The sequence below is a fragment of the Paenibacillus tritici genome (assembly GCF_013204885.1).
In the GTDB taxonomy this organism is placed as follows: Bacteria; Bacillota; Bacilli; order Paenibacillales; family Paenibacillaceae; genus Paenibacillus_AQ; species Paenibacillus_AQ tritici.
This window is the reverse complement of sequence record NZ_JABMKX010000011.1, coordinates 21,750-37,035: the sequence shown is the minus strand read 5'-3', so window position 1 is coordinate 37,035 and position 15,286 is coordinate 21,750. Positions and strand designations below refer to the sequence as shown.

Here is a 15,286-nt window from a genome sequence, read left to right as displayed (position 1 = left end):
TACCCCCGAATCCTCAAGATTTATCCGCGCAGTAGCGGTGAATACATCATCAGCGCATGATTCTCCGCCACCGCCTCGTCGTCCGCCAGTTCACCGGTATGCGTCAGCACCCGGCGGCGGATCGCATTGCGCCGGATGTAACCGCCCCAAGGCTCCAGACTGATGCGATGACCCTCCTCGTACACTTCGTAGTTGTAGAGCTGCTGTCCGTCACAACGCCATTCTCCATGAAGATGGGTCTCATCCAAATACAGCTTCAGCTGGTACGTATACTGTGTATCGTTTCTAAGCTGGAGATCCAGATAGTTATAAGCACAGGTAGCCCCGCTGCCAAAAGGCTGGGTCCGCTGCTCGTCGGGAAAAACATCATAGCTGTGCCGGTGCCGTTCGGTAACCGTTAGCGGAGTATGCAGCGTCATCCAATAGATCAGATTGGAGAGCTGGCAGAGTCCTCCGCCTGTACCGGAACGGAAACCGCCATAATGCAGGACCATGCCGTCCAGGTAACCTTTTCTCCTCGTCGGCTTGCCGATCCTGCGCCAATAGGAGAAGGTCTCGCCGGGGTGAATCACGAGGCCGTCAAGTCTTGCGACCGCGAGGCGCAGGTTTGTTACTTTGTTGTATTGAAGCTGCATATCCACATTGCGCAGTTTCCGCATTAGCGGTGTCGCGTGGCTGGCTGCTTCATAGGGCAGTGCTTCTGTAAGCTGTTCTTTGGCGAGAATGCCGCGTGCAGTGATCCATTTCCAGTATCTTTTCCAGGTAAAATAGCGCTTGCCGGCAAACATCCTCAGCTTGGACCGGCGGATTGGCTTCATGGCATTAATCACTTGGTTCATGGGAATACGATCTCCTGTTCTGAACGCAGCATCACAATTCCGGCGCCAAGCGTCTGCATACCAGCTGGACCGGATTGCCGTCCGGATCACTTATCCATGCGGACCGCAGATCATCCAGGAAATCATGTGCTGCCGACAGAAGTGTACCGCCGTTCTCCAGCAGGTATTGAAGCGCCAGATCCGTATCCTCTGTCCACAGAGCCAGCTCGCTGCCAGTATTGGTTCCAGGCGTCAGCCCATGCACCTTATTCGCTGAAGTCCTGCTGGCCAGCCCCAGCTTGAAGCCATCCAGCACAAGTTCATGATGCACGGCTTCACCCTCTATTTCCGCAGTGAAAGTCAACTTAAACCCTAGCTTTTCATAAAATGTTCTTGAACGGGCTAAATCTGTGACATACAGATTAATCTGCGGGCTTTTGAATTCCATTACATTCCCTCCTCCATATGCTGAAATCATGGCATTTAAGCACTTATACTCCCTAATATTATAACTGATAATTCACTCTGGAAGCGTATCCGGGATCACCAGGATAAAGGAATTGGATGCGAGCACTCCGAAGGAAGAGCAGGCGGAACGGGGGACTATACGAAAAAGACCGGACCTCCGCATTGCGGAAGCTCGGTCTTCATTCCATATATCATGTGCCAGCCTTATTTCCCCCGCTTATTATGCCAGATCAGCGCATGAAGCTGCGGCAGCACCCGGGCACGGTTCATCTGCGGGTCGGCAATGACCAGGTTGAACAGCCATTCCAGCCGGCCCAAGAGTCGGCCCGATATGTCGCCTTCCTCGGTGACATTATCGTTGCCCGGCTGAAGAAACAGCGGAACCTCCGGGTACTTGAAGTGCACCTTCCGAGCATATTCATAATCCTCCCCGTCAAATATAACCACCTTCAGACTATGTGCAGCCTTGCCGTTGTTAGCCACTCTACCCATAATCTCGTCCAGCTTATCCCAGTCGGTCTTCATCCCGGAGCTTGGCGGTTTCGGACTGATGGTCAGCACATCAACCTCGCTGAACCAATCCTGCCACCGGCTGCCCTGGGTCTCAATAGCCGCCTGGATGCCCCGTTCATGGAGCAATGAGATGAATTCACCCATCGCCTCCCCGATCAGCGCGGGATTGCCCCCGGAGATGGTAACACAATTGAAGTTCTCCCCGGCCAGCTCCAGCAGCCCGGAGAGAATCTCCTGCGGCTCCAGCATCGTCACTTTATCTTTGGCTGAGCCGTCCCAGGTGAAGGCGGAATCACACCAGCCGCAGCGGTAGTCGCAGCCGTAGGTGCGGACGAACATTGTTTTGACGCCAATGACCGCCCCTTCGCCCTGAATCGTCGGACCGAACATTTCAATGACCGGAATCTTACTCATCGTCGCAGCCTCCATACAGACGGTAAGCCGGCCCCTCATCAGGAATATCTTCAGCCAGCACCTCCGCCCAAGAGGTTGGAGTCTCCCATAGCTTGACCGAATAGACCGGCAGGGAAGCCCGCTTCAGCTCATGAGCGATGTAGGCAGACATGTTCTCAGCCGTCGTCCGGAAGGAGAGCAGCGCTACCTTGGAGCCGGATGCCATAAGAGTCTTCAGCACAGTCTCATTGCCCATGGCCAGAAAAGCATGATCCAGCCGGTCCACGACCGTCTGCTTCACCATCCCCTTGATGTCGCTGAAATCAGCGACGAACCCCTCATCCGACTGGCCTGCCAGCGCGGACGGAACCCCCTTCAGCACCACCTCAAGCTTGTACGTATGCCCATGCACGTTGCAGCATTTGCCCTTATGCCCGATGAGCTGATGGGCAGCATCGAAGGTGAAAATTTTGCAGACCGATACTTCGCTTAGCATTATAATCCCGCCTCCCGGCGCTCCGCCTCATACTGCTCCAGGCCGCGCTGGCGCAGCAGGCAAGCCGGACAGGTGCCGCAGCCGCTGCCGATGATTCCGTTATAGCAGGTTAGGGTTTGCTCGCGGATATAGTCGAACTGGCCCAGCTCATCGGCCATTTTCCACGTTTGTTTCTTGTCCAGCCACATCAGCGGCGTGTGAATCACGAACTCGTAATCCATCGACAGGTTGAGGGTGACATTGAGCGATTTCACAAATACATCCCGGCAGTCCGGATATCCGCTGAAGTCTGTCTGGCAGACGCCGGTGATGATGTTGGCGTACCCCAGCTGCTTGGCGAGAATCGCCGCGAAGGACAGGAACAGCAGGTTCCGGCCATCCACGAACGTGCTGGGCAGCTCCTCCCCTTCACCGGCGGTGATCTCAATATCATCGCGGGTCAAAGCGTTCGGGGCCAGCTGGTTCAGCAGCCCCAGATCCAGAATATGCTGCTTCACGCCGAACTTCGCGGCAATGGCCTGGGCCACCTCAATCTCAGCCGCATGACGCTGATTATAATTAAAAGTAACCACCTGAACCTCTTCAAACTGCTGCAAAGCCCACGCCAGGCAGGTGGTGCTGTCTTGGCCGCCGCTGAAGACGACCAGTGCTTTTGTATTCATCGTAAATTCTCTCCTCCTATTGCTCTGTGAGCATAACTTCACTGGATTAACGGTTGTCCACTTTCTCGGGATACAGGTCATGGTTGACCAGCCGGTGCTCGGCCATAGCCTCATATTTGGTTCCCGGACGCCCCCAGTTGCAGTAAGGATCAATGGAGATGCCGCCGCGCGGCGTGAACTTGCCCCAGACTTCAATATAGCGGGGCTCCATCAGCGAGATGAGATCATTCATAATAATGTTGACACAGTCTTCGTGGAAATCTCCATGGTTGCGGAAGCTGAACAGATAGAGCTTCAGCGATTTGGATTCCACCATGCGGATATCGGGAATGTACGAGATGTACATCACACCGAAATCCGGCTGTCCCGTAACCGGACACAGGCTGGTGAACTCCGGGCAGTTGAATTTGACGAAATAATCGCGGCCGGGATGCTTGTTATCGAACGCCTCCAGAATCTCCGGATCATAGCCGAACTTGTACTGCGTACCTTGGTTGCCCAGCAGGGTAACCTCTTGCATTTCCTCTTTCATTCTGCCTTCTGACATGACAAAAAACCCCTCTCTTTTCCCTAGGCTCAAGGCCTGAACTGGAAAGAAGAACGAGATTTCGAAACCTGGCTCTACTAAGATGGTCTTAGTTTTTTATAGAGGGAGTTTGCGAACCTCTCCTGCGCGGCGGGCGCAGATTTCTTCTTCATACTTAGGATTGCACATATGGTGCGTCTTGAACTATACCACGACATAAGGAGACTTGACAACCCTCACAGCTGATCCAGAATGAGCGAGCACAGCAGCCCCATGGCAGCGATGAATCCGGTTAGAGGTCCGCCATCTTCATAGGCTTCCGGCATCATGCTGGAGGACACCATCGCAATAATCCCTCCCCCGGCAAAAGAAGCAATCAGCGCTTCCGTATACCCGCTCGCATGATCCATGAACGTATACCCCGCCCCTGAGGCCAGGGTCGAGATTACTAATACACCGAGCCACAGCAGCATAATTTTGCTTTTGCCGTAGCCATCCTGCTTCAGCCCTACGGTGCTGGATAACCCTTCAGGAATATTACTGATAAAGATCGCAATGACCAGCAGCACACTTACTCCCTGGCCGGCAATCAGACTCGCGCCGATCATAATTGACTCGGGAATGGCATCCAGTACCGTTCCGGCAAAAATAGCCAATCCGCCGCCCTTAGCCTCCGTCTTCCCTGAAGCTCTGGCTGAGCGTTTGCGTCCGGCTCCGCCTTTACGCGAGATCAGCCAGTCAAACAGCGTGAACACCAGTGCTCCAGCGGTAAAACCGATAATCGTCGGAGTCAGCCCTCCGTCACTTGCAGAATCCTCCAGCAGCTCATAAGCAGCCGCCCCGATCAGCACACCTGTCCCGAAGGCCATAATGAAGCCGATCAGCTTGCCCGGAATGGACAGGAATAAGGCCAGCAGTGCCCCGAGCAATACGGCAGAGCCGGAAATAGCGCCCCACATTAGTGCATTCCACATCAGGTTCACCTTCCCCGGTTATGTAATAATGAATAGAAGTGCATAGAAGTAGTTTACACCTTATAGAAGAACGGCAAACAATCGGGCGCCGGGGATATGGATTCATTTGCCCGGAAAAGGGTAACTTAGAATTAACAATCTCTTATTAACCAAAGGATGGGACCCTATATGGAACAAAATGTTCAAAAGCTTATCGACTGGCTTGAAGCACAGAAGCAAGCCACCCTGGTGATTACCAAGCAGGAGCTGGACGATCTCGATACCGTCCACTTTACTCTGGAGTCCGTGGACTACCGCAACGCCGAGGATGTAATTGATGAATACCTGGACAGTGCGCTGATCCTCCGGGGCTCAGGAAATACATTGAATGCGGACGGAGAGCTGGTTCCGCTTCCCCAGCCCAGCTACGAGATTGCCGTGAGCGGACTTAAGCTGAATGCTGTTGCTGAAGACAAGGCCGAGCTGAAGACGGACAGAGCCGTATACTCGATTGCCTTGAGCTGATTCAGCCCACCCTCCGGGAAGGCAGGATAAGGCCATGGGCGAGTGTACCCATGGCCTTCAATACGTCTATTCATTTCATTATAATTCTTCCCCGATAATCTCCACTTCCGTCTCCAGCTCTACATCGAATTTATCTTTGACAGTAGAACGAACATGCTGAATCAGTCCGATATAATCGCTGGCTGTGGCATTATCGGCATTGACGATGAAGCCGGCATGCTTGCGTGAGACCTCAGCGCCCCCGATACGCGTTCCCTGGAGTCCGCTCTCCTGAATCAGCTGGCCGGCATAACGGCCCGGCGGCCGCTTGAAGACACTGCCGCAGGAGGGATACTCCAGCGGCTGCTTGGATTCGCGGAGATAGGTCAGCTCATCCATGGAGGCCTTAATCGCGGCAGGATCACCCGGCTGAAGGGCGAAGCGGGCCTCCAGCACAATATACTCTCCGCTGGCAAAGATGCTTTTGCGGTACCCCCACTGAAGCTGGTCGCCCTGCATGGTAATGAGCTGTCCGTCCTTGTCGATCACAAGCGCGCTATGCAGCACATCCTTCACTTCACCGCCGTAGGCTCCGGCATTCATATACAGTGCCCCGCCTACTGTTCCGGGGATACCGCAGGCGAACTCCAGCCCGGTCAGCTCCTGTGCCAGCGCATACCTCGACACATCAATAATCTTCGCTCCGCACTCCGCATAGAGCAGGCCGTCACGGAGTCCCATCCCGGTCAGATCCGAGGTCTGAAGGACGATCCCGCGGATGCCTCCGTCACGGATGATGACGTTCGAACCATTCCCGAGTACCGTAAGCGGGATATTATGAGTATGTGCATAGGCAGATATTCTCTGAATTTCATCATATGTAATCGGAGCAGCCCAAATATCCGCGTCGCCGCCCATTCGGGTATATACCAGATCCTTAAGATTCTCGTGGCGTTTCAGCGAGCCTGCGGTGACCAGCTGCTGCAGTTCCTCATATATGTTGTCAATATTCATTCTTCATGCTCCTAACTCTATTGAAAAAGATGATTCAGCAACCCCAACTTTAACAACGAACAGGCTGCCTTGTCAATGACAGGAGCCGGTTTGTGAGCTGCTTACAGCATTATTATGTTTCATAATTCCCAATTATAACCTATCCCCCGGCCGAAGCCTGCTCCCGGCGGTATTCTTCCCTCCGCGCGGCCCGCTCTTCTTCCTTCATTCGTGGACAGGTGTAGCACAGCCGCCCGCCTTCTGTCCGGTAATACATGCAGCAGCGGTTGCGCATCTGTACCGTCTTCTCCGGGCTTGGGAGTGACTCTATTCTCCGTACCTTGACCTGAAACGGATTCCGTGGCATCCCGAATACAGCGGCAGGCAGCCCGTCCTTCAGATAAGCGTAATCTTCCTCCATCCGGTGGAGAAGAACAGGATCTGTAAGCTCTGCGGCGAAGGACTCCACATAATAATTGAATTTGGTCGGCAGCTGGCCCCAGATTTCCCCAAGCGAAAGACCACTCACCTCTGAAGCCGCGCGTATCAGAGGACCGGCAGTTGCTTGATAGAATCCGGTATATACATCATTCCGCCAAGCCTTCCGGCTCTGTTCATCTGCCGGGGCTTGTTCAAGCTTCCACTCGCTAAGTGAGAACGCAATACGGCAGTAACCGTCCGCAGGAATGAGATGAAGGTTAAGATTGCCCAGACTGAAGTCCGGCACGCACAAGAAGCCGGTAACCGAATACTGGACGGCCAGTGCAATATGGGTCAGATAACCGCCGAAATACGCCCCGGCAGCTTTATCGTCAAGCGCCTTCATTAACGGACGATACGCTTCCATGAAGGTCTTCATACCTTCTGCTCCCACCAATTCAGCTCCATTGAAGGAATACATAGCTCCCTCCGGTACTACAGGATGGAGATCGAACTTGGTGCTGTATTCTTGAATCAGGAATTCATTCATGCTGACGACCACGCTCCGTTCCGTAATTCTGCCTAATCAAGCCTACAGCTATAGCCCGACAGCCTTGTATGCGGCCAGCTCGTAGGGTAGACACAGCGGCACACCGGTACGCGGATCAGGTACAATATCCGCCTCAATGCCGAATACCTCACGCAGTACTCCCGGTGTCATGACTTCAACCGGAGGGCCTTCACTAATTACATTGCCCGATTTGATCGCTACCATGTGCTGCGCATACCGGGAGGCGTGGTTCAGATCATGCACAACCATTATAATCGTCCGGCCTTCCTTCTCATTCAGCTTCTGCAGCAGCTGCAGAACCTCAAGCTGATGGGCCATATCCAGGAACGTTGTCGGCTCGTCAAGGAACAGAATATCCGTCTGCTGCGCCAGCGCCATAGCGATCCAGGCCCGCTGCCGCTGTCCGCCGGACAGCCGGTCGATCGGCCGGTCATGGAACTCGTTCATTCCGGTCACTGCGATCGCCTCCGCGATAATGCTGCGGTCTTCAGGCGTCAGGCTGCCGAAGCCCTTCTGATGCGGGTACCGGCCGTAGCCCACCAGCTCCGATACCGTCAAGCCGTCCGGGGCGGTAGGATTCTGCGGCAGAATCGCCAATTGCCGGGCCACCTCTTTGGTGGACAGATTGTGGATCGACTTCCCGTCAAGCATGACGCTGCCGCTCTTCGGCTTCATGATCCGGGCCATCGTCTTAAGAATCGTAGATTTCCCCGAACCGTTCGCCCCGACGAGTGCCGTAATCTTCCCGGTCGGCAGTGACAGATTCAGCCCCTTTACAATCAATGCTTCCGCGTATCCGATGCTCAGCTGTTCCGTATTTAAACGATCCGACATGATCTTCACTCCTTGAATTTTTAATTTTTATGCAAACCTCATTTATCAATACCTATAGTTAAGCCTTCGACTTTGCCAACAGATATAAAAAGTACGGGGCTCCGATGATCGCCACCACGATACCTGTAGGTATCTCTGCAGGCTGCAGAATCCAGCGCCCGATAGTGTCTGCCGTGAGCAGCAGCAGGGCACCGCTCAAAGCGGCCACGGGCAGCATGATCTGATGACGCGGGCCTACAAGTCTGCGGGCAAGATGCGGTGCAATCAGTCCGACAAACCCGATCCCTCCGCTGACCGAGACACAGGCGCCTGCCAGAGCCACAGCTGTAGCCAAGAGCAGCAGACGTTCCCGCTCCAGCGGCATTCCAAGTCCTTTGGAGGTCTCATCACCCAGGTTCAGTACATTGAGTACCCGGGCTTTGTAGCATGCGAAGGGCACAAAGATCATTATCCAGGGTAACAGGGCCAGCACGAAGCGCCAGTCTCCGCCCCAGATTTTGCCGGCCAGCCAGATGGCCACGAACTGATAATTCTGCGGGTCCAGTCTCAAGGAGAGGATCAGCTGAAACGCATAAATCCCGGCACCCACGGCAATCCCGATCAGGATAAGCCGAGTCGGTGAGAGCCCGTCTGCTCTCCTGTAAGACAGGAAATAGACCAGTGCGGCTGTAAGCGAAGCCCCTGCCAGCGCCAGCAGCGGAAGCACGAAGATGGGGGCGGCTGTCGTTGCCGGCACAAATGAGATGAAGATCAGCACGGCGAATCCGGCTCCGGCGTTTATCCCGAGTGTGGAAGGCTCAGCGAGAGCATTGCGCGACAAGCCTTGCAGAATGGAACCGGCTACCGCGAAGCCCGCACCGATGAGCAGGGATATCACTATCCGCGGCAGCCGGAAATCAAACAGGATCAGCTGCTGCTGCCGGGTTCCGTTGCCGGACAGGGTATGTAGAACTTCGAGCGGCGATAACCGCATAAAGCCGGTATTCATACTGACCAGAAACAGAATGACGATAAGCGCAGCAAGCAGTATCAGAATACTGACATCTCTTGAACGGCGCGGTTTATCCGGAGGTAACGGCAGGAACCTGTTCATTGCAGCTCCCCCTTGCGTTTACCGGCCAGATAGATGAAGAACGGTACACCGAGTACCGCAATTAAGGCACCTATCGGTGTTTCGTAGGGTGCATTAATCATTCTGGCAGCAATATCGGCAAACAGGACCAGGATACTTCCAAGGACCGCGGAGCAGGGAATAATCCAGCGGTAGTCCACCCCAACCAGATAACGCGTGATATGCGGAACCATTAATCCGACAAAAGCGATCGGGCCCACGGTGGAGACCGCCGCTCCGGCGAGGATGACCACTATAATCATCCCTGCGGTCTGTACCAGACGGGTGCGCTGGCCCAAACCGGCGGCAACATCCCGGCCCAGGCTTAATAGCGTAATGGAACGTGAAAGGATCAGCGAACCGATCAGAGCTGCCGCGACCCAAGGAAACATAATCCGCAGCTGCTTCCAGCTCGCTCCCCCAATCCCGCCTGCCATCCAGAATGCGATATCCTGGGAGAGGCTATACAGAATGGCGATGCCTTGGCTGACCGCAAGCAGCATAGCACTCACTGCCGCACCCGCGAGGGTCAGCCGGAGCGGAGTTAGTCCGCTATGGGAGAGTGAGCCGATGCCGAATACCAGCAGCGAGGCCACAGCCGCTCCAATGAAGCAATACATCATGATGTACGTGAAGGACAACGAAGGCGCAAAGGCAAAGGCCAGGGCCAGTCCGACACCCGCTCCGGCATTAAGACCGAGCAGCCCGGAATCCGCCAGCGGGTTGCGGGTCATCCCCTGCATAATCGCACCGGCAACAGCAAAGCATGCGCCGACCAGTGCTCCTGCGGCAGCCCGGGGAATTCGCAGCTCCCGGATAACCTGATGCTGCGGCAGCTCGGGATTGAACCGGAAGACCGCCTCCCATACGGTAGCCAGCCGGATATCCGCCGCGCCAACCGATACGGATACCATCAGGCCGAAGAGGATCGCAGCTATTCCCAGCACCAGAATAGCAGCTGCGGCAACCGGCCTTGACTGGACAGGTGTATTCCCTTCATCAGAAGGAGCTTGTAGAGTAGAATGTGTAGATGAAGCCATAAGCCGTCTCCTTATCAGGATTATAGAGGATACAAATGATTATCATTCTCATTTTCATTATCGCAAAGATATGAATATTGTTCAACCCGTTAATAGACAAAAAGCAGGCTTTTATACCCGGGGGGTTATAAAGGCCTGCCCTATTCTCCAGCTGACAAAAAAATTTATTTTACAAAACTGCTCAGGATATCATCAATTGTTTTGGAATTGGCTATAGGACCGCTATACAGCCAGCTGGTATCTGCACTGAATTCGTGAACATTCCCTGCCTTGACGGCCGGAATCCCCTTCCAGACTGCGCCCTCTGTAATCTCAGCTCCGCCTGCCTTGTCACTGTTTACCAGAATGATATGCTCCGCAGTCAGCTCAGACAATTTCTCAAGTGAGATTGGATTCCAAGGTGCTCTGGACTCCGCAGGTATCTCGGTCACCAGATTCGGGAGCTTCACTCCAAGATCGCCATACATCACTGCACCGCTGCTGCGGGTCTCGTCAACGATGAAGAAGTTCTTCGACACCAGCCACAGAATGGCTACTGAATCATCGCCGATTGCAGCAGAGACAGCAGATTTGGCGGAAGCCGCCTTTTGTTCATAGTCTGCAATAGCCTTCTCCGCTTCCGGAGTCTTATTCAGCAGCTCACCTATCTTGAGCAAGGCTGCGCGCCAGTCACTGCTGACTTCATCGCCGAGTACATAGGTTGGCGCAATTTTGTTCAACTGGTCATAGAGCCCATTCTGAACGGTGCCTTCCGACTGGACGATGTGGAAATCTGGCGCGAAGCCGGTAACCGCTTCGAGTGGCAGGTCGTAGCTGATCGGCGGGACATCCTTAAGCTCAGCAGCGAGGTAATCCTGCGTACCGTTCTTAGTAGACCACTGGGCAACCGGAGTCACGCCGAGTGCAACCAGATAATCCTCCAGATAAGAAGCAATTACACGCTGCGGATTGGCGGGAATGGTGACCTTATGTCCCATTGCGTCTGTGACGGTCTTGTCCACAGCAGGTGCGGCTGACTCTGCAGGTGCCGCAGTGGCTTCTACAGTTGCGGAAGGTGCAGTAGTTGCCGCAGCACCGTTACCGCCTGCATTACTATTGTTATTTCCGCAAGCGGACAGCAGCAATGTTGTGGTCAGAAATCCGGCTACCGCCAGCTTCACACTTCCTGATCCTTGCAGGTTGAACAAAAACATTGAATACCCCTCCTGATATGTACCTTTATGTTTAGCACTGGTACCTGTTGCCTTAGCATCGTACATACTGATGATATTGATTCTCATTCTCTATGTCAACTGAAAAGTCACCTTTCTGTTATATTTTCCTGCCGTCCAACCAAAAACGGCTGTTCCCGTAAGCTACGGAAACAGCCGTTATACATGTAGAGAAAAAGTCTATTTGTGCAAATGATACGGAACCGTTGCAATCACAATATCCTTCTGATTCATCAGATAAGAGCGGATGAACAGGCTGGTCTGATTATGCAGCACGGCCTGCCACCAGTGCTTGGTCACGAACTGCGGAATCAGTACGGTGATATGGTCCGTCGAAGCGGTCTTCCACTCTACCGTATCAATGAATTTCACCAGCGGGCGGAGAATGCTGCGGTAACGGGAGCGCAGGACAATCAGGCGCACTCCGGGGTTCCACTCCTCCCACTTCTGCTCCATCTTGTGAATTTCTTCTTCATCGAACCCTACATAGACCGCGACCACATTATTGGTTAGTGACTTCGCATAGCTGATCGAATGCAGCACCGCACGGGTGACACCCGCCACCGGAACTACAACGGTACTGCCTTTGATGCAAGGCTTATCGGTAGCCGGACAAATACGCAGCTGATCGGCAATATTCATATAATGGCGGTGAATCCGGTGGAACACAATGATGACTACCGGCAGGAAGATGAAGGCCATCCACACGCTGGAGAACTTGGTAATAATGAAGATCAGGGTTATGGTCAATGTGGTAAGCATCCCTACCGTATTCACGGCGAATTTGCTCTGCCAGCCTTTTGGTCTGGTTCTGTACCACTGTACCATCATCCCAAGCTGCGACAGTGTGAAGGGAATGAATACCCCTACTGCATATAATGGAATCAATCCTTCGGTATTTCCGTGAAAAGCCGCTACAAGCACTGCCGACATGACGCCGAGGAAGATAATCCCGTTAGAGAAGCCCAGCCGGTCGCCGCGTACCATGAAGGCATGGGGCAGATACTTATCTTTGGCGAACATGAACGCCAGCAGCGGAAAGGCCGAATAGGCTGTATTCGCCGCCAGGAACAGGATGACTGCCGTAATCCCCTGGATGAAAAAGTATAATCCACCACGGCCAAAGGTAGATTCCGTAATCTGAGAGACCACCGTTGCCTTCGCATCCGGCATGATGCCATACCAGTAAGCGAGCAGCGTAATTCCGGTGAACATTACACCCAGAATCAGACCCATCAGCATCAGCGTTTTGGCTGCATTTTTCTCCGCCGGCGCCTGGAAGTTAGGGATGGCATTGGAGACTGCTTCAACCCCGGTAAGGGCAGAACAGCCGGAGCTGAACGCCTTCAGCAGCAGGAACATACTGACGTTCGATACCGCCGACCCAATCTCAGGAACATGGACATGGGCGCCGCCGGTTATATACTTGAAGACACCCGAGATAATCAGCACAAAGATCGAGACTACGAACAGATATACCGGGATGGCAATGAATGAAGCGGATTCGGTAACCCCCCGCAGATTGACAATCGTTAGAAGTAGAATTACAGATACTGCTATAAGAACTGTGTGATTATGAAGACTTGGAAAGGCTGAGGTGATCGCATCCGTCCCCGCCGAGGCGCTTACCGCCACAGTCAGAATGTAATCCACCAGAAGAGAGCCGCCAGCCAGCAGGCCGGTGTGAACCCCGAGATTGGTCTTGGCAACAATATAGGCGCCCCCGCCCTGCGGATAAGCAAATATCGTCTGCCGGTAGGACAAAATCAGAATGGCCAGCAAGCCCAAGACGGCTAATGCAATTGGCAATGAGTACCAGATAGCTGTGAACCCGGCGGCCACAAGTACGATTAGAATTTGTTCTGTTCCGTAGGCTACAGACGAGAGCGCATCAGAAGACAGGACAGCCAGTGCTTTCACCTTGGATAACTTTTCATGATCGAGTTCGTTCGACTTCATCGGACGCCCGATCAATAGCCGTTTTACCTTGCTTACCATTGTAGTAACAGTTCCTCTCTTTGTTAAGTTGAAACGGAAATTCCGTGCGCTGTTTTCATAAGTGGATTTCATAAATGCAGGCACCAAAATAAGCATACGGAAATGATCCGCATGCCTTGATGTGCATGGTCATTATCCCACTAATGCTTACGAGGTTAGCTGGCGGATTCGGGCTGTGGTAGCCCTACGGTTACGAGTCTTCTGACCCGCTTCCGATTCACCCCTTTGGCACTGGGCCAAGTTTGGTTCCCCCGTTTTTCCTACCGGAAAATTCAGCGCATATTCAACTTCTCACAAGGACTAATATTAAGCTACAATACGGCTTCCGTAAAGCGGTGAAACAAATGAAAAAAGAATGAAAAGCATCCAAAACCACCAAATCCATGATCCGGTATGTCTTGATCTTTCATTCTCTTTCATTATCCCTATATCGCTTGGTTTTACAGTCTTTTTGAACATTAATTTCCGCTTAATTTAAAGGAATGTTCACCGCTTCAGCCTGCCTGACATCTTCTACTCTACAGTCTCCTCTTTGCGTCCTGTCCATAGCAGAATGGCGATGAGTGTGAACGCAATAAGTGCAAGCAAAGGGATCGTTATAAATCCGAAAAGATTCAGATAATCTTTGTTGCACGGCACGCCGATTGTACAGGGGAGCACCTTGCTGAGTGCCGGTATTTTCTGCTCTGCATAATGATAGATAGAGATGCTGCCGCCGATCAGACTCAGGGGAAGAACATAAGGGATAATACGCTTGTCCCCCCGGTAGGTGGCTATTCCAAGCAAGAAGAGCTGCGGGTACATGAAAATCCGCTGGAACCAGCATAACTTACAGGGCTCATACCCCAGAACTTCACTGAGATATAAGCTTCCCGCTACAGCAATAACACAGACAAACCAGGCCAAGTAGAGACAGTTGCGGCGGCAGAAGGCAGAGAAGGCTGTCATTGGGCTGCCGCAGCTTCCGTTGCTGCCTGGATCTGAGCATCAATCTCCTCCATATTGAAGGGCTCCTTCACCTTGACTCCATTCACGAACACGGTAGGTGTAGTTGTCACTCCAGCGTCGGTTGCGACCTGAATATCCCGGTTCAGTTCACTTGCATAGGTACGGTCTTCAATGTCTTTGCGCAGCAGATCGTAGTCCACCGGCAGTTCTAACTGCTTGGCGAGACTTACCAGGTAGTCCGGTGTTGCCCATTCTTTGTCCTCATTCCCCTGGTTGGCATACATCGCATCGAAGTACTTCCAGAAGGCTTCCTGGTTCTGATGATAGACCGAAAGTGCTGCAAGCGAGGCTGTTTTGGAATCCGCAGCAAGGAAGGCTAAGTTTACAAAGTAAAAGGCCGCTTTATCCTGATTCACATACTCCTGCACGATCTGCGGTTTCATGATCCCTGTGAACTGGGCGCAGGCCGGACATTTGAAATCGCCGAATTCCACAATTTTGACCGGGGCATCTTCCTTGCCTAAGCGTATCATCTCACTGTAATTGAAATTAACCGGTTCAGCCGTGGAGCCCGGGGCTGAGCTGTCCTTAGAGGCGAGCAGATATAATCCGACAAAAATAATAACGACGATGGCCACTGTACTCACGATCAGAATTCTCGTTTTCTGCTTCTGCTGCTCCAGCTCTGCCTTGCGCTTCTCCTGCTTGCTCATCTGGGGAACCGTGACATTGTTCTTTTTTGGTTTGCTCAAAGAGAGTTCCTTTCCGTCCTCTGGACTGTCGTGATAAAAGAATAGTTACTTTCAAAGTATATAATCAAAGCTCTC

At 53.0% G+C, this 15,286-nt stretch carries 17 protein-coding genes and 2 riboswitches; of the genes, 1 reads left to right on the top strand and 16 read right to left on the bottom strand.

Going from position 1 to position 15,286, the window contains the following annotated elements:
- Positions 1–20: 20 nt before the first annotated feature.
- The 7 genes from HQN87_RS20050 to HQN87_RS20020 all read right to left on the bottom strand — a co-directional run bounded on the left by HQN87_RS20050 (position 21) and on the right by HQN87_RS20020 (position 4,850).
- Positions 21–839 (bottom strand): VanW family protein, encoded by an 819-nt coding sequence (locus HQN87_RS20050; protein WP_173136986.1) that lies wholly within the window; start codon positions 837–839, stop codon positions 21–23.
- A gap of 31 nt (positions 840–870) precedes the next feature.
- Positions 871–1,266: a VOC family protein gene (locus tag HQN87_RS20045; protein ID WP_173136984.1), complete on the bottom strand. Its 396-nt coding sequence runs from the start codon at positions 1,264–1,266 to the stop codon at positions 871–873.
- Between the two features lie 224 nt (positions 1,267–1,490).
- A complete protein-coding gene (queE, locus tag HQN87_RS20040) occupies positions 1,491–2,213 on the bottom strand; it encodes a 7-carboxy-7-deazaguanine synthase QueE (protein WP_173136982.1) in 723 nt (240 codons plus the stop codon).
- Positions 2,206–2,688: a 6-pyruvoyl trahydropterin synthase family protein gene (locus HQN87_RS20035; RefSeq protein ID WP_173136980.1), complete on the bottom strand. Its 483-nt coding sequence runs from the start codon at positions 2,686–2,688 to the stop codon at positions 2,206–2,208. The genes queE and HQN87_RS20035 overlap by 8 nt, the downstream gene beginning before the upstream one ends.
- Positions 2,688–3,350, bottom strand: a complete 663-nt coding sequence (gene queC / locus HQN87_RS20030) for a 7-cyano-7-deazaguanine synthase QueC (protein ID WP_173136978.1) — start codon at positions 3,348–3,350, stop codon at positions 2,688–2,690. Before queC ends, HQN87_RS20035 begins: the two co-directional genes overlap by 1 nt.
- 46 nt (positions 3,351–3,396) lie before the next feature.
- Entirely contained in the window at positions 3,397–3,897 is a 501-nt protein-coding gene (gene queF / locus HQN87_RS20025) for a preQ(1) synthase (RefSeq protein ID WP_173136976.1), read from the bottom strand.
- Between the two features lie 82 nt (positions 3,898–3,979).
- A riboswitch (PreQ1 riboswitch) is annotated at positions 3,980–4,023 on the bottom strand.
- A gap of 89 nt (positions 4,024–4,112) precedes the next feature.
- Positions 4,113–4,850 carry a ZIP family metal transporter gene (locus tag HQN87_RS20020; RefSeq protein WP_173136974.1) on the bottom strand — a complete coding sequence of 246 codons (738 nt, stop codon included), beginning with the start codon at positions 4,848–4,850 and terminating at the stop codon, positions 4,113–4,115.
- 168 nt (positions 4,851–5,018) lie between these two features.
- Between HQN87_RS20020 and ymzB the strand changes: the two genes are divergently transcribed.
- Positions 5,019–5,354: a protein YmzB gene (ymzB, locus tag HQN87_RS20015; protein ID WP_173136972.1), complete on the top strand. Its 336-nt coding sequence runs from the start codon at positions 5,019–5,021 to the stop codon at positions 5,352–5,354.
- A gap of 78 nt (positions 5,355–5,432) precedes the next feature.
- Here ymzB and murB read toward each other — a convergent pair whose 3' ends face one another.
- The 9 genes from murB to HQN87_RS19970 all read right to left on the bottom strand — a co-directional run bounded on the left by murB (position 5,433) and on the right by HQN87_RS19970 (position 15,211).
- Complete coding sequence (gene murB / locus HQN87_RS20010; RefSeq protein ID WP_173136971.1) at positions 5,433–6,347, bottom strand: UDP-N-acetylmuramate dehydrogenase; 915 nt, start codon at positions 6,345–6,347, stop codon at positions 5,433–5,435.
- Between the two features lie 139 nt (positions 6,348–6,486).
- Positions 6,487–7,296: a (2Fe-2S)-binding protein gene (locus tag HQN87_RS20005; RefSeq protein ID WP_173136970.1), complete on the bottom strand. Its 810-nt coding sequence runs from the start codon at positions 7,294–7,296 to the stop codon at positions 6,487–6,489.
- A gap of 48 nt (positions 7,297–7,344) precedes the next feature.
- Positions 7,345–8,151, bottom strand: coding sequence for an ABC transporter ATP-binding protein (locus HQN87_RS20000; protein ID WP_173136969.1), 807 nt, complete (start codon positions 8,149–8,151; stop codon positions 7,345–7,347).
- 58 nt (positions 8,152–8,209) lie between these two features.
- Entirely contained in the window at positions 8,210–9,244 is a 1,035-nt protein-coding gene (locus HQN87_RS19995) for a FecCD family ABC transporter permease (RefSeq protein WP_173136968.1), read from the bottom strand.
- Positions 9,241–10,302, bottom strand: coding sequence for a FecCD family ABC transporter permease (locus HQN87_RS19990; RefSeq protein WP_173136967.1), 1,062 nt, complete (start codon positions 10,300–10,302; stop codon positions 9,241–9,243). Before HQN87_RS19990 ends, HQN87_RS19995 begins: the two co-directional genes overlap by 4 nt.
- Before the next feature lie 164 nt (positions 10,303–10,466).
- Complete coding sequence (locus tag HQN87_RS19985) at positions 10,467–11,495, bottom strand: ABC transporter substrate-binding protein (RefSeq protein WP_173136966.1); 1,029 nt, start codon at positions 11,493–11,495, stop codon at positions 10,467–10,469.
- 198 nt (positions 11,496–11,693) lie between these two features.
- A complete protein-coding gene (locus HQN87_RS19980; RefSeq protein ID WP_173136965.1) occupies positions 11,694–13,511 on the bottom strand; it encodes an APC family permease in 1,818 nt (605 codons plus the stop codon).
- A 129-nt stretch (positions 13,512–13,640) separates the two neighbouring features.
- Positions 13,641–13,799, bottom strand: a riboswitch (cyclic di-AMP (ydaO/yuaA leader).
- Between the two features lie 225 nt (positions 13,800–14,024).
- Positions 14,025–14,459, bottom strand: coding sequence for a disulfide oxidoreductase (locus tag HQN87_RS19975; RefSeq protein WP_173136963.1), 435 nt, complete (start codon positions 14,457–14,459; stop codon positions 14,025–14,027).
- Positions 14,456–15,211 carry a DsbA family protein gene (locus tag HQN87_RS19970; RefSeq protein WP_173136961.1) on the bottom strand — a complete coding sequence of 252 codons (756 nt, stop codon included), beginning with the start codon at positions 15,209–15,211 and terminating at the stop codon, positions 14,456–14,458. The genes HQN87_RS19975 and HQN87_RS19970 overlap by 4 nt, the downstream gene beginning before the upstream one ends.
- Positions 15,212–15,286 lie beyond the last annotated feature (75 nt).

Coding starts and splice junctions, on each gene's coding strand:
- HQN87_RS20000 (WP_173136969.1), bottom strand. CDS start 8,151: ATGTCGGATCGTTTAAATACGGAACAGCTGAGCATCGGATACGCGGAA.
- HQN87_RS20050 (WP_173136986.1), bottom strand. CDS start 839: ATGAACCAAGTGATTAATGCCATGAAGCCAATCCGCCGGTCCAAGCTG.
- HQN87_RS20005 (WP_173136970.1), bottom strand. CDS start 7,296: ATGAATGAATTCCTGATTCAAGAATACAGCACCAAGTTCGATCTCCAT.
- HQN87_RS19980 (WP_173136965.1), bottom strand. CDS start 13,511: ATGGTAAGCAAGGTAAAACGGCTATTGATCGGGCGTCCGATGAAGTCG.
- HQN87_RS19995 (WP_173136968.1), bottom strand. CDS start 9,244: ATGAACAGGTTCCTGCCGTTACCTCCGGATAAACCGCGCCGTTCAAGA.
- HQN87_RS20045 (WP_173136984.1), bottom strand. CDS start 1,266: ATGGAATTCAAAAGCCCGCAGATTAATCTGTATGTCACAGATTTAGCC.
- queC (WP_173136978.1), bottom strand. CDS start 3,350: ATGAATACAAAAGCACTGGTCGTCTTCAGCGGCGGCCAAGACAGCACC.
- HQN87_RS20035 (WP_173136980.1), bottom strand. CDS start 2,688: ATGCTAAGCGAAGTATCGGTCTGCAAAATTTTCACCTTCGATGCTGCC.
- queE (WP_173136982.1), bottom strand. CDS start 2,213: ATGAGTAAGATTCCGGTCATTGAAATGTTCGGTCCGACGATTCAGGGC.
- ymzB (WP_173136972.1), top strand. CDS start 5,019: ATGGAACAAAATGTTCAAAAGCTTATCGACTGGCTTGAAGCACAGAAG.
- HQN87_RS19990 (WP_173136967.1), bottom strand. CDS start 10,302: ATGGCTTCATCTACACATTCTACTCTACAAGCTCCTTCTGATGAAGGG.
- murB (WP_173136971.1), bottom strand. CDS start 6,347: ATGAATATTGACAACATATATGAGGAACTGCAGCAGCTGGTCACCGCA.
- HQN87_RS20020 (WP_173136974.1), bottom strand. CDS start 4,850: ATGTGGAATGCACTAATGTGGGGCGCTATTTCCGGCTCTGCCGTATTG.
- HQN87_RS19985 (WP_173136966.1), bottom strand. CDS start 11,495: ATGTTTTTGTTCAACCTGCAAGGATCAGGAAGTGTGAAGCTGGCGGTA.
- queF (WP_173136976.1), bottom strand. CDS start 3,897: ATGTCAGAAGGCAGAATGAAAGAGGAAATGCAAGAGGTTACCCTGCTG.
- HQN87_RS19975 (WP_173136963.1), bottom strand. CDS start 14,459: ATGACAGCCTTCTCTGCCTTCTGCCGCCGCAACTGTCTCTACTTGGCC.